Source organism: Streptomyces sp. NPDC023481, assembly GCF_055560195.1.
Genome location: NZ_JBVHJE010000022.1, coordinates 80,642 through 94,243, shown reverse-complemented (window position 1 = coordinate 94,243; position 13,602 = coordinate 80,642). Strand labels below are relative to the sequence as shown.

General features: G+C 72.0%; 10 protein-coding genes. All 10 read left to right on the top strand.

Annotated elements, in window-relative coordinates:
• Positions 1 to 559: 559 nt before the first annotated feature.
• Positions 560 to 1,516 (top strand): 16S rRNA (cytosine(1402)-N(4))-methyltransferase RsmH, encoded by a 957-nt coding sequence (gene rsmH, locus ACZ3ZD_RS33555; protein ID WP_467405946.1) that lies wholly within the window; start codon positions 560 to 562, stop codon positions 1,514 to 1,516.
• A 67-nt stretch (positions 1,517 to 1,583) separates the two neighbouring features.
• Entirely contained in the window at positions 1,584 to 2,174 is a 591-nt protein-coding gene (gene ftsL, locus ACZ3ZD_RS33550) for a cell division protein FtsL (RefSeq protein WP_467405943.1), read from the top strand.
• A gap of 283 nt (positions 2,175 to 2,457) precedes the next feature.
• The gene (locus ACZ3ZD_RS33545) at positions 2,458 to 4,407 is read left to right on the top strand and encodes a peptidoglycan D,D-transpeptidase FtsI family protein (RefSeq protein WP_467405940.1); all 1,950 of its coding nucleotides are present in this window, start codon (positions 2,458 to 2,460) and stop codon (positions 4,405 to 4,407) included.
• Between the two features lie 178 nt (positions 4,408 to 4,585).
• The gene (locus ACZ3ZD_RS33540) at positions 4,586 to 6,106 is read left to right on the top strand and encodes a UDP-N-acetylmuramoyl-L-alanyl-D-glutamate--2,6-diaminopimelate ligase (protein WP_467405937.1); all 1,521 of its coding nucleotides are present in this window, start codon (positions 4,586 to 4,588) and stop codon (positions 6,104 to 6,106) included.
• A 4-nt stretch (positions 6,107 to 6,110) separates the two neighbouring features.
• The gene (locus ACZ3ZD_RS33535; protein ID WP_467405935.1) at positions 6,111 to 7,517 is read left to right on the top strand and encodes a UDP-N-acetylmuramoyl-tripeptide--D-alanyl-D-alanine ligase; all 1,407 of its coding nucleotides are present in this window, start codon (positions 6,111 to 6,113) and stop codon (positions 7,515 to 7,517) included.
• On the top strand, positions 7,514 to 8,587 hold the full coding sequence (mraY, locus tag ACZ3ZD_RS33530; RefSeq protein WP_467405931.1) for a phospho-N-acetylmuramoyl-pentapeptide-transferase: 1,074 nt from the start codon (positions 7,514 to 7,516) through the stop codon (positions 8,585 to 8,587). The genes ACZ3ZD_RS33535 and mraY overlap by 4 nt, the downstream gene beginning before the upstream one ends.
• Positions 8,569 to 10,002: a UDP-N-acetylmuramoyl-L-alanine--D-glutamate ligase gene (murD, locus tag ACZ3ZD_RS33525; protein ID WP_467405927.1), complete on the top strand. Its 1,434-nt coding sequence runs from the start codon at positions 8,569 to 8,571 to the stop codon at positions 10,000 to 10,002. Before mraY ends, murD begins: the two co-directional genes overlap by 19 nt.
• A 68-nt stretch (positions 10,003 to 10,070) precedes the next feature.
• Positions 10,071 to 11,450: a putative lipid II flippase FtsW gene (ftsW, locus tag ACZ3ZD_RS33520; RefSeq protein WP_467405925.1), complete on the top strand. Its 1,380-nt coding sequence runs from the start codon at positions 10,071 to 10,073 to the stop codon at positions 11,448 to 11,450.
• 6 nt (positions 11,451 to 11,456) lie between these two features.
• Positions 11,457 to 12,545: an undecaprenyldiphospho-muramoylpentapeptide beta-N-acetylglucosaminyltransferase gene (gene murG, locus ACZ3ZD_RS33515; RefSeq protein WP_467405922.1), complete on the top strand. Its 1,089-nt coding sequence runs from the start codon at positions 11,457 to 11,459 to the stop codon at positions 12,543 to 12,545.
• 26 nt (positions 12,546 to 12,571) lie between these two features.
• On the top strand, positions 12,572 to 13,366 hold the full coding sequence (locus ACZ3ZD_RS33510) for a cell division protein FtsQ/DivIB (RefSeq protein WP_467405918.1): 795 nt from the start codon (positions 12,572 to 12,574) through the stop codon (positions 13,364 to 13,366).
• Positions 13,367 to 13,602 lie beyond the last annotated feature (236 nt).

Here is a 13,602-nt window from a genome sequence, read left to right as displayed (position 1 = left end):
CTTGCTGCCGTTACCGATTCGTGTCACTCGCCTGTGGACAACTGCCCGCGCGATGTCGGCCTTACGGCCTTTTCGACCGTCTTTTCGAACTGTGTTCCCGCCACGGGTTCAGGCCTGACCGGCCTCGCGCGGCGGACCGGGGCGCACGTCGAAGACGAGGCCGCGGACGTCGTCGGTGCCGCCGAAGGACTCCGCCGGCCGGGCGGGACGCCGACGACGTTACTGGTCGCCCGGGGGCCCGGCCGCTCGTGAGAGCGGACAAAGAACGTCATCGCGGTGCGTTGTGAGCCAACCCACAGGGGGGCGAAGCGGGGCCGAACGGGAGGGCGGTTCGCATTGCGGATCCCGCCGTACCGCGGTACACGACGCGCAGGCCGGTTGATTGACCAGCGGACAGCGTGGACTAAAGTGACGCCGAAGCGGGAGACGAGTCTCTGCCCGCGGACGAAACCCCCGGAGACCCCGGCGCGTGCCCGGGCCGTCTCCCCGCGCGCGCGGCGCGTACGTACGGCTCGGGGGACCGACGGTGCGTACGGCCCGCCGGAACTGAGAGGCCCCCTTGAGCCAGAGTCGACACGTCCCGGTGATGCTCCAGCGGTGCCTGGACCTGCTGGCGCCCGCCCTGGAACGCCCCGGAGCGGTGGTCGTCGACTGCACCCTCGGTCTCGGCGGGCACAGCGAGGCACTGCTCGCCCGGTTCCCCGACGCGCGGCTGATCGGCCTCGACCGGGACAAGGAGGCGCTGCGCCTGTCCGGTGAGCGCCTGGCCCCCTACGGCGAGCGCGCCACCCTCGTGCACGCCGTGTACGACGAGCTGCCCGACGTACTGCACCGGCTCGGCACCGCGCGCGTGCAGGGCGTGCTGTTCGACCTCGGGGTCTCCTCCATGCAGCTGGACGAGGCCGACCGCGGCTTCGCCTACGCGCAGGACGCGCCCCTGGACATGCGGATGGACCAGACGGCAGGGATCAGCGCCGCCGAGGTCCTCAACACCTACCCGGCCGGCGAACTGGTGCGGATCCTGCGCGCGTACGGCGAGGAGAAGCAGGCCAAGCGGATCGTCGCCGCGATCGTCCGGGAGCGGGAGAAGGAGCCGTTCGGCAACAGCGCGCGGCTCGTCGAACTCATCCGGGACGCGCTGCCGCAGGCCGCCAAGCGCACCGGCGGCAACCCGGCCAAGCGCACGTTCCAGGCGCTGCGCATCGAGGTCAACGGCGAACTGTCGGTGCTGGAGCGGGCCATCCCGGCCGCGGTGAAGGCCCTGGACGTCGGCGGGCGCGTCGCCGTGCTGTCGTACCACTCGCTCGAGGACCGGCTCGTCAAGCAGGTGTTCGCGGCCGGGGCCGCCACCACCGCGCCGCCCGGGCTGCCCGTCGTGCCCGAGCGCTACCAGCCGCGGCTCAAGCTGCTCACCCGCGGTGCCGAACTTCCCACCGAGGAAGAGATCGCCGAGAACCGCAGGGCCGCCCCGGCCAGACTGCGGGGTGCCGAGCGCATCAGGGAGGACGTCGAGTGAGCGACACGGGTCGGAGGGCCGGCGCCGCGCACCGGGCCGGCGGCTTCCCGCACGCACCGGGGGAGCAGTGAGCAGGAAACCCCAACCGAAGGGGCGGGCCGCCCGGCTCGCCCGGCTCCTCCCGGCCGGCCGCGCCCAGGCGGCGCGCACCCCGTTCGTCCTGCTCGTCGTCGTGCTGCTCGGCGGTGGCCTGATCGGGCTGCTGGTGCTGAACTCGGCACTGAGCGAAGGCTCGTTCGCGCTGGCCGACCTGCAGCGGCAGACGAAGAACCTCACCGACCAGGAACAGGCCCTCCAGCGGGACATCGACGCCTTCTCGGCCCCCGACGCCCTGCAGCGCCGCGCCCGCGAACTCGGCATGGTCCCCGGCGGCGACCCGGCCTTCCTCGGCCCCGACGGCACCGTCAAGGGCGTCCCCGGCACCGCGGCCGAGCCCGCCGCCCTCACCGCCCCGGCACCCCCCGGCGCGATCCCCCCGGCCGCCGCCGTCCCCACCCCGGCCGACGTGCTGTCCACGCCCCCCGTCCTGCCCGCCGCCCCGGCCGACGCCGTCTCCGCCGCTCCGGGGGCGCCCACCGAGCCGCCCCTGCCCCCGGGCGCTCCCACGGGCCCCGTCCTCCCGGCGCCGCCCCTCCCGACCCCGACCCCCGGCAGGTGACGGACGTGTCCGACAGCCAAGCACCGCGCCGCCGGGCGCCCGGATCCGCGGGTGCGCTCCGCGCGGGCGCGTGCGGAGCGCGCCCGGGGCGGCCGGCACCGGTGTGTCGTGCGGCCCGTTCCGGTGCCCCGGTGGGGTGCCATGGCGGCGGGCCCGCCCGCCGGGCGCCCGAACCGGCAGACGCGCTCCACGACGCCGCGAGCGGTGCCGCCCGTTCCGTCGCGCCCGTGGTGTGCTCGGCCCCCCAGCCCCTCCCGACCTCGACCCCCGGCAGGTGACGGAAGTGTCCGACAGGCAAGCGCCGCGTCGCCGGGTGCCCGGGCCCGCCAAGCCTCCGCGGCCGCGGGGCGCCGGGCCCGGTGCCCGGCCGGTCCGACGGCCCGGTGGGGCCCGGCCCCCGGTCTCGCGCCCCCTCAGGCTCGGCAGCCCCCGGCCCCGGCTGCGCCTGGTCAGCCTCGCCCTGACGCTGGTGCTGCTGGCCTTCGTCGTACGGCTGCTCCAGGTCCAGGCCGTCGACGCGAGCGCCTACGCGGCCCGCGCCGAGCAGAACCGGTACGTGGTGCACACGCTGGCCGCCGAGCGCGGCGAGATCACCGACCGCAACGGCGTCGCGCTGGCCGTCAGCGAGGACGCGTACGACATCACCGCCGACCCGACGATGTTCGCCCCCAAGCAGCTGAAGATCGCCGACGGCCCCGAGAAGGCCGCCGCGCTGCTCGCCCCGATCCTCGGCCAGGACCAGGCCGCGCTCGTCAGGAAGCTGCGGCCGGCGAACCCGAACTCGCGCTACACCCGGCTCGCCACCCGGCAGACACCGCAGGTCTGGAAGCAGATCAAGGACCTGAAGACCGCGCTCGCCAACAAGTCCGGGACCGACCACACCACCGTCAACGTGCTGGCCGGCGTCTTCGCCGACCCCAGCAGCCAGCGCGTGTACCCCAACCGCGACCTGGCCGCCGGGATACTGGGCTGGGTCAACGCCGACGGCAGGGGCGGCGGCGGCATCGAGCAGCAACTGGACAAGCAGCTGTCCGGCAAGGACGGCAAGGTCCGCTACGCCCAGGCCGGCGGGCGCGAGGTGCCCACGGCCGGGTCCACCGAGACGCCCGCGGTGCCCGGCGCCGACGTCGAGCTGACCATCGACCGCGACATCCAGTGGGCCGCGCAGAACGCCATCACCGAGCAGGTGCGCAAGTCCCGGGCGGACCGCGGCTACGTCATCGTCCAGGACACCCGCACCGGCCAGATCCTCGCCATGGCCAACTCGCCCGGCTTCGACCCGAACGACCTGGCCAAGGCCGACGGCGACGCCATGGGCAACGCGGCCCTCCAGGACGCCTACGAGCCCGGCTCCACCGCCAAGGTGATGTCCATGGCGGCCGTGCTGGAGCAGAACGTGGCGACCCCGCTCACCCACGTCGTCGTCCCCAACCGGCTGCACCGCGGGGACCGGCTCTTCCAGGACGACATCGACCACGCCACCTGGTACCTCACGCTCAACGGCGTGCTCGCCAAGTCCAGCAACATCGGCACCATCCTGGCCACCGGCGAACTCGGCAAGAGCCAGCCCGCCGCCAACAAGGTCCTCTACAGCTACCTGCGCAAGTTCGGCATCGGCGGCTACACCGGCCTCGGCTTCCCCGGCGAGACCCCCGGCATCCTCGCGCCACCGCAGAAGTGGTCCACCTCGCAGCAGTTCACGATCCCTTTCGGCCAGGGCTTCTCCATCAACGCCATGCAGGCCGCGTCCGTGTACTCGACCATCGCCAACGGCGGTGTCCGCGTCGTACCGACCCTGGTGCGCGGCACCAAGGGCGCCGACGGCCGCTTCACCCCGGCGCCCAAGCCCCGGCAGAGCCGGGTCGTCAGCGCCAGGACCGCCAAGAGCATCGCCCAGATGCTGGAGTCCGTCGTCGACGACGAGCAGGGCACCGGCGTGAAGGCCCGCATCCCCGGGTACCGGGTCGCGGGCAAGACCGGCACGGCGAACCGCGTGGATCCGGCCACCGGCCGCTACCGCGGCTACACCTCGTCGTTCGCCGGCTTCGCGCCCGCCGACAACCCGCGGATCACCGTCTACTGCGCCATCCAGAACGCCACCTCCGGCAGCTACTTCGGTGGCCAGATCTGCGGTCCCATCTACAAGCAGGTGATGGAGTTCGCCCTGAAGACCCTCCAGGTGCCGCCGACCGGGGCGCGGCCCGCCAACCTGCCCGTCGAGTACAAACCCTGATCAGCACCCCCCTGATCAGCACGGAAACACCAGGAACGAGCTCGTGACAACGATCACCCCCGACGCCGGGGACCCCGGGGCCGCAGGCCCCTCACTTCGCTCCGGAGCGGGTGCGCCCGGTACGCTCACCGCCGTGCCACACGCTGATCAGTCCCAAACCACCCGGAAGGGCCAACCCGTGACATACCCGGGACTGCCCCGGCCGACGCGGCTCCCCGCCACCCCGCTCGCGGAGCTCGCCGACCAGCTGGGTGTCACCGCGCCGGATGCCACCGCCGAGATCACGGGTATCACCCACGACTCGCGCGCCGTCCGCCCCGGCGACCTGTACGCCGCCCTCCCGGGCGCCCGGCTGCACGGCGCGGACTTCGTCACCCAGGCCGCGAGCCTGGGCGCCGCCGCCGTGCTCACCGACCCCACGGGCGCCGAGCGCGCCGCCGCCGGCGGGCTGCCCGTCCTGGTGGTCGAGGACCCGCGCGGCCGGATGGGGGAGCTGGCGGCCACCATCTACCACCACCCGGGCCGCGACCTGCTGCAGATCGGCATCACCGGCACCTCTGGCAAGACCACCACCGCCTACCTGGTGGAAGGCGGCCTGAAGACCGCCCGTTCGACCGGTCTCATCGGCACCGTCGAGATCCGCATCGGCGAGGAGCGCATCAAGTCCGAGCGCACCACCCCCGAAGCCACCGACCTCCAGGCCCTGTTCGCCGTCATGCGCGAAGAGGGCGTCGAGGCGGTCGCCATGGAGGTCTCCAGCCACGCCCTGGTCCTCGGCCGGGTCGACGCCTGCGTCTTCGACGTCGCCGTCTTCACCAACCTCAGCCCGGAGCACATGGAGTTCCACTCCGGCATGGAGGACTACTTCCAGGCCAAGGCGCAGCTCTTCACGCCGGAACGCAGCAGGCTCGGTGTGGTCAACGCCGACGACGAGTACGGCCGCCGGCTCGCCCGGGAGGCGACCGTCCCGGTCGTCACGTTCTCCGCCGAGGGCCACCCCGACGCCGACTGGCGCGCCGAGGACGTCGAGATCGGCCCCCTCGACTCGACGTTCACCGTGCTCGGCCCGAACGGCGAGCGCGTGCACGCCACATCGCCGCTGCCGGGCCCGTTCAACGTGGCGAACACCCTCGCCGCCGTCGTCGCCCTCGCCGCGGCCGGAGTCGACCCGCAGACAGCCGCCGACGGCGTCGCCGCCGTCCCGGGCGTCCCGGGCCGCCTGGAGCGCGTCGACGCCGGGCAGCCCTACCTCGCGGTCGTCGACTACGCCCACAAGACCGACGCCGTCGAGTCGGTGCTCAAGGCGCTGCGCAAGGTCACCAAGGGCCGGCTGCACGTCGTCCTCGGCTGCGGCGGCGACCGCGACGAGACCAAGCGCGTCCCGATGGGCGCCGCCGTGGCCCGGCTCGCCGACACGGCCGTACTGACCTCCGACAACCCCCGCTCCGAGGACCCCCTCGCGATCCTCGCGACCATGCTCCAGGGCGCGGCCTCCGTGCCCGCGCACGAGCGCGGCGAGGTGCTGCTGTTCGAGGAGCGGGCCGCCGCCATCGCCGCCGCCGTGGGCCGCGCCCAGGCCGGCGACACCGTGCTGGTCGCGGGCAAGGGCCACGAGCAGGGCCAGGACATCGCCGGCGTGATCCGTCCCTTCGACGACCGCCAGGTGCTTCGCGAAGCTATCCAGAAGACCCAGGGATGAACTTGTGATCGCCCTCTCCCTCGCCGAGATCGCAGAAGTCGTCGGCGGGCAGACGCACGACATACCGGATCCGTCCGTACAGGTGACGGGACCGGTCGTCCGGGACTCCCGTGAGGTGGTGCCCGGCAGCCTGTTCGCCGCCTTCGTCGGCGAGCGCGTGGACGGCCACGACTACGCGGCGCAGGTCGTCGCGGCCGGCGCGGCCGCCGTGCTGGCGTCCCGGCCGGTCGGCGTGCCCGCGATCGTCGTGGCGGACGTGCAGACGGCCCTCGGCGCCCTCGCCCGGCACGTCGTACGCCGGCTCGGCGCGACCCTCGTCGCCCTGACCGGCTCGGCCGGCAAGACCAGCACCAAGGACCTCATCGCCCAGGTGCTCGGCCGCAAGGCGCCGACCGTGTTCACGCCCGGCTCGCTCAACAACGAGATCGGGCTGCCGCTGACCGCCCTGTCCGCCACCGAGGAGACCAGGTTCCTCGTGCTGGAGATGGGCGCCCGCGGCATCGGGCACATCCGCTACCTCGCCGGTCTCACCCCGCCGAGGATCGGCCTGGTGCTCAACGTCGGCAGCGCCCACATCGGCGAGTTCGGCGGCCGCGAGCAGATCGCCCAGGCCAAGGGCGAACTCGTGGAGGCCCTGCCGGAGGACGGGGCGGCGATCCTCAACGCCGACGACCCGCTGGTGAAGGCCATGGCCGCCCGTACCAAGGCGAAGGTGGTCCTTTTCGGAGAGTCGGCCGAAGCGGACGTACGCGCCGAGAATGTACGACTCACGGACAGCGGACAGCCCGCCTTCACGCTTCACACACCCTCCGGTGCAAGCGATGTGACCATGCGCCTGTACGGTGAGCACCACGTGTCGAACGCGCTCGCCGCGGCCGCCGTCGCCCATGAGCTGGGCATGTCCGCGGAAGAGATCGCCATCGCGCTCTCCGAGGCGGGCTCCCTCTCCCGCTGGCGCATGGAGGTCACCGAGCGCCCGGACGGCGTGACCATCGTCAACGACGCCTACAACGCCAACCCCGAGTCCATGCGGGCCGCCCTCAGGGCGCTCGCGGCCATGGGCAAGGGGCGCCGCACGTGGGCGGTGCTCGGCAAGATGGCCGAGCTGGGGGACGAGGCGCTCGCCGAGCACGACGCCGTCGGACGGCTCGCCGTCCGGCTCAACGTCAGCAAGCTCGTCGCCGTCGGGGGGATTGAGGCCTCCTGGCTGCAACTGGGCGCATATAACGAGGGTTCGTGGGGTGAGGAGTCGGTGCACGTGTCCGACGCACAGGCGGCGATCGACCTGTTGCGCAGCGAGTTGCGCCCGGGGGACGTCGTACTCGTGAAGGCGTCCCGGTCGGTGGGTCTCGAAGGCGTCGCCCAGGCGCTCCTGGAGACCGGTGCCGAGGGCGAGGTCGCCGCCCGATGATGAACCAGATCCTGTTCTCGGGAGTCATTGGCCTCTTCCTGACGCTGGTCGGCACCCCGCTGCTGATCAAGCTTCTGGCCCGCAAGGGCTACGGCCAGTACATCCGTGACGACGGCCCGCGCGAGCACGCCAGCAAGCGCGGTACGCCGACCATGGGTGGCATCGCCTTCATCCTGGCGACGGTCGCCGCCTACTTCCTCAGCAAGGTCATCACCGGCAAGCCGCCGACGTTCTCCGGGCTGCTGGTGCTCGGCCTGATGGTCGGCATGGGTCTGGTCGGCTTCCTGGACGACTACATCAAGATCGTCAAGCGGCGGTCGCTGGGTCTGCGGGCCAAGGCGAAGATGGCCGGCCAGCTGATCGTCGGCATCGCCTTCGCGGTGCTGTCGCTGCAGTTCTCCGACGCCCGCGGCAACACCCCGGCGTCCACGAAGCTGTCGTTCATCACGGACTTCGGCTGGTCGATCGGCCCGGTGCTGTTCGTGGTCTGGGCGCTGTTCATGATCCTCGCGATGTCGAACGGCGTGAACCTCACCGACGGCCTGGACGGCCTGGCCACCGGCGCCTCCGTGCTCGTCTTCGGTGCCTACACCTTCATCGGGGTCTGGCAGTTCCAGGAGTCCTGCGCCAACGCGGGCACCCTGACCAACCCGGGCGCCTGCTACGAGGTGCGCGACCCGCTGGACCTGGCCGTGGTCGCCTCCGCGCTGATGGGCGCCTGCCTGGGCTTCCTGTGGTGGAACACCTCGCCGGCGAAGATCTTCATGGGCGACACCGGTTCGCTCGCCCTCGGCGGTGTCCTCACGGGCCTGGCCATCCTCTCCCGCACGGAGCTGCTGGTGGCCATCATGGGCGGCCTGTTCGTCCTCATCACCATGTCGGTCGTCATCCAGGTCGGCTCCTTCCGGCTCACCGGCAAGCGCGTCTTCCGGATGGCACCGCTCCAGCACCACTTCGAACTCAAGGGCTGGTCCGAGGTCCTGGTCGTGGTCCGCTTCTGGATCATCCAGGGAATCTGTGTGATCGTCGGACTCGGCCTCTTCTACGCGGGATGGGCAGCGGACAAGTGACCTCCTCGGTGCCTTCGGAATTCCAGGGCAAGCGCATCACCGTCGCCGGGCTCGGCGTCTCCGGCGTCCCGGCGGCGAAGGTGCTGCACGCGCGCGGGGCGCTCGTCACGGTCGTCAACGACGGCGACGACGCACGCGCGCGGGAGCAGGCCGCGGAGCTGGAGGCGCTCGGCGTCACCGTGCGCCTCGGCGACGGAGCGACCCTCCCGGAGGGCACCGAGCTGATCGTCACCGCGCCCGGCTGGCAGCCCGACAAGCCGCTGTTCCGCGCCGCCGAGCGGGCCGGCGTGCCGGTCTGGGGCGACGTGGAGCTGGCCTGGCGGCTGCGCGGCCCCGACGCGGCCCCCTGGCTGGCCGTGACGGGCACCAACGGCAAGACCACGACCGTCCAGATGCTCGCCTCCATCCTTCGGGCCGCGGGCCTGCGCACGGCCGCCGTCGGCAACATCGGCGTCTCCCTGCTGGACACCGTCCTCGGCGAGGAGCGCTACGACGTCCTCGCCGTCGAGCTGTCCAGCTACCAGCTCCACTGGGCGCCCTCCCTGCGGGCGCACTCCGCGGTGGTCCTCAACCTCGCGCCGGACCACCTGGACTGGCACGGCTCCATGGAGGCCTACGCGCGCGACAAGGGCCGCATCTACGAGGGCAACAAGGTCGCCTGCGTCTACAACGTCGCCGACAAGGCCACCGAGGACCTCGTCCGCGAGGCCGACGTCGAAGAGGGCTGCCGGGCCGTCGGGTTCACGCTGGGCACGCCCGGCCCCTCCCAACTCGGCGTCGTGGAGGGCATCCTGGTCGACCGCGCCTTCGTGGCCGACCGGCACAAGAACGCCCAGGAGCTGGCCGAGGTCTCCGACGTCCACCCGCCGGCCCCGCACAACATCGCCAACGCCCTCGCCGCCGCGGCCCTCGCGCGCGCCTTCGGGGTGCCCGCCCGGGCCGTACGGGACGGTCTGCGGGCCTTCCGCCCGGACGCCCACCGCATCGCGCACGTCGCCGACATCGACGGCGTCGCGTACGTGGACGACTCCAAGGCGACGAACACCCATGCCGCGGAAGCCTCTTTGGCGGCATATGAACCGATCGTATGGATTGCGGGCGGTCTGGCGAAGGGCGCGACCTTCGACGAGCTGGTCGCCCGGTCGGCGAAGCGGCTGCGCGGTGCCGTCCTGATCGGCGCCGATCGTGCCCTGATCCGTGAGGCCCTCGCGCGACACGCCCCGGAAGTACCCGTGGTCGACCTCGACCGGACCGACACTGGGGCGATGCTCCAGGCGGTGACGGAAGCGAAGCGGCTGGCTCGGCCCGGCGACACGGTGCTGCTGGCCCCGGCGTGCGCCTCCATGGACATGTTCACCAACTACAACCAGCGCGGTGACGCGTTCGCGGCGGCGGTCCGCGAACTCGACGCCTGACCCCGGCCGCCTGCCGGGCGGACCTTCGGAGGGACGCGTGGGACGGTCGACGTGCAACGGAGGCGCCGATGCCCAGTAGCCGTACCGGAAAGCCGCCCGTGCAGCGGGCGTCCCGGCGCCCGCGTCCCGCCGTTCCCCGGCCCCCGCGCGAGAACCCCGTGCAAGGGCTCCTCACGCGCGCGCGCAGGGCCTGGGACCGGCCGCTGACCGCCTACTACCTGATCGTCGGCGGCAGTGTGCTGATCACCGTGCTCGGTCTCGTGATGGTCTACTCCGCCTCCCAGATCACCGCGCTGCAGCTGTCGCTGCCCGGGTCGTACTTCTTCCGCAAGCAGGCCCTCGCCGCGCTCATCGGCGGCGCGCTGCTGTTCGCCGCCTCCCGCATGCCGGTGAAGCTGCACCGGGCACTGGCCTACCCGATCCTCGCCGGCGCCGTCTTCCTGATGATCCTGGTGCAGATCCCCGGGATAGGGATGGCGGTCAACGGCAACCAGAACTGGATCTCCCTCGGCGGCTCCTTCCAGATCCAGCCCAGCGAGTTCGGCAAGCTGGCCCTGGTGCTGTGGGGCGCGGACCTGATCGCCCGCAAACAGGAGCGGAAGCTGCTGACCCAGTGGAAGCACATGCTGGTGCCGCTGGTGCCGGTCGCCTTCCTGCTGCTCGGGCTGATCATGCTCGGCGGTGACATGGGCACCGCGATCATCCTCACGGCGATCCTGTTCGGCCTGCTCTGGCTCGCCGGCGCGCCGACCCGGCTCTTCGCGGGCGTGCTGTCCGTCGCCGCGCTGATCGGTGTGACCCTGATCAAGACCAGCCCCAACCGGATGGCCCGCCTCGCCTGCATCGGCGCCACCGAGCCGAAGACCGGGGTCGCCGACTGCTGGCAGGCGGTGCACGGGATCTACGCCCTGGCCTCCGGCGGACTCTTCGGCTCCGGACTCGGCGCGAGTGTGGAAAAATGGGGCCAACTCCCGGAAGCCCACACCGACTTCATCTTCGCCGTCACCGGTGAGGAACTGGGTCTGGCGGGGACGCTGTCGGTGCTCGCCCTGTTCGCGGCTCTAGGCTATGCGGGTATCCGCGTGGCCGGACGCACGGAGGACCCCTTCGTGAGGTATGCCGCGGGAGGCGTGACCACCTGGATCACCGCCCAGGCGGTGATCAACATCGGTGCGGTGCTCGGCCTGCTGCCGATCGCCGGCGTCCCGCTCCCGCTGTTCTCCTACGGAGGGTCCGCCCTGCTGCCGACCATGTTCGCCATCGGGCTGCTGATCGCCTTCGCGCGCGACGAGCCCGCTGCGCGGGCGGCGCTTGCGATGCGGCAACCTCGCTTTGGTAGAAAGCGGGCGGGAGACCGGACGCCCGGCAAACGGCCGGCCGGGGCTCCTCGGAGATGGAACACGATGCGACGGCGTGCCTCGGCGGCGCGTTCGTCCGGAGAGCGGTGAATTTCGGTGCATGTCGTACTCGCCGGTGGGGGGACCGCCGGCCACATCGAGCCCGCGCTCGCCCTCGCGGACGCCCTGCGCAGGCAGGACCCCACCGTGGGGATCACGGCCCTGGGCACGGAACGCGGCCTGGAGACCCGGCTCGTCCCGGAGCGCGGCTACGAGCTGGCGCTGATCCCGGCAGTGCCGCTGCCGCGCAAGCCCACCCCCGAGCTGATCACCGTCCCGGGCCGGCTGCGCGGCACGATCAAGGCCGCCGAGCAGATCCTGGAGCGCACCAAGGCGGACTGCGTGGTCGGCTTCGGCGGCTACGTGGCGTTGCCCGGCTACCTGGCCGCCAAGCGCCTCGGCGTGCCCATCGTGATCCACGAGGCCAACGCCCGCCCGGGCCTGGCCAACAAGATCGGCTCGCGGTACGCGGCCCGGGTCGCCGTCTCCACCCCGGACAGCAAGCTGCGTGACGCCCGTTACATCGGCATCCCGCTGCGCCGCTCCATCGCCACGCTGGACCGCGCCGCCGTGCGTCCCGAGGCCCGCCACCGCTTCGGCCTCGACCCGAACCTGCCCACGCTGCTCGTCTCCGGCGGCTCGCAGGGCGCCCGGCGGCTGAACGAGGTGGTCCAGCAGGTCGCTCCGTGGCTCCAGCAGGCCGGTATCCAGATCCTGCACGCGGTCGGCCCGAAGAACGAACTGCCGCAGGTGCAGCAGATGCCGGGGATGCCCCCCTACATCCCGGTAAGTTACCTGGACCGGATGGACCTCGCGTACGCCGCGGCCGACATGATGCTCTGCCGCGCGGGCGCGATGACCGTCGCCGAACTCTCCGCCGTCGGGCTCCCGGCCGCCTACGTCCCGCTGCCCATCGGCAACGGCGAACAGCGGCTCAACGCCCAGCCGGTGGTCAAGGCCGGCGGCGGACTCCTCGTCGACGACGCGGAACTGACGCCCGAGTGGGTGCAGCAGAACGTGCTGCCCGTGCTCGCCGACCCGCACCGGCTGTACGAGATGTCCCGCGCGGCAAGCGAGTTCGGCCGCCGGGACGCCGACGACCTGCTCGTCGGCATGGTGTACGAGGCGATCGCCTCGCGCCGATAGGACCGTATGACGAAAGGGCAGTGAGCGTGGCCGGACCGACGACCGCCGAGCGCGGTGAACGCCAGCAGGAGTCGTCCGGCCCGCCGCTCGTGAGGGGGCTCAGGAATCCGCGCCTCCGGGCGATCGTCGTCCTGGTCGCCGTCCTCGTGCTCCTGGGAGCCGGCGGCGCCTGGGCGTTGTACGGCTCGAAGTGGCTGCGCGTCGAGCACGTCTCGGTGTCCGGCACGCGCGTCCTGACCCCCTCCGAGGTCCGGTCGGTGGCGGCCGTGCCGGTCGGGGACCCGATGATTTCCGTCGACACGGCCCGGATCGAGGCCCGACTTCGCCAGAAATTGCCCCGAATTGACACCGTAGATGTGGTTCGTTCCTGGCCCCACGGAATCGGCCTGAAAGTGGTCGAGCGCACTCCGGTTCTGCTTGTCCGAAAGGGCGGGAACTTCGTCGAAGTCGATGACGAGGGTGTCCGTTTCGCTACGGTTTCGCAGGCACCGAATGGCGTTCCGATGCTGGAATTGTCCGCGTCCCGCACGGGCCCGGGCGCCGCGAGCTTCCGGCGTTTCGGTACCGCGCGGCTGGTGCGCGAGGCCGTCCGGGTCGCCGGTGACCTGCCCGGGGCCGTGTCGCGGGCCACCCGGGCCGTCCAGGTCCACTCCTTCGACGCCATCTCGCTGGAGTTGGCCGACGGCCGCACGGTGACCTGGGGCAGCGGCGAGAGCGGCCGCGCCAAGGCACGGGCCCTCACGGCACTCATGAAAGCAGCTCCCGGCGCGCGGCACTTCGATGTCAGTGCTCCCACCGCCCCTGCGTCATCGGGGAGTTGACGCACATCAGCGCAGGCCAGCACCCTGGTTGGGCACTGCTACGGCTGATCACATAGGGTGAAAAGAAAAACGGGAGGTTCGGCGTGTTCGTTGAACGGGCGCCACTTGTCGACTTAGTGTCCTGTTCAGAAGACTCCAGGGAACAGACACACTGGTAACCCTAAACTTCAGGGTTAGGGTTCGGGTCGGCGCTACGGACCGTCCCATTCGGCATCCGTCGTCCCGGCGCGGGGCAC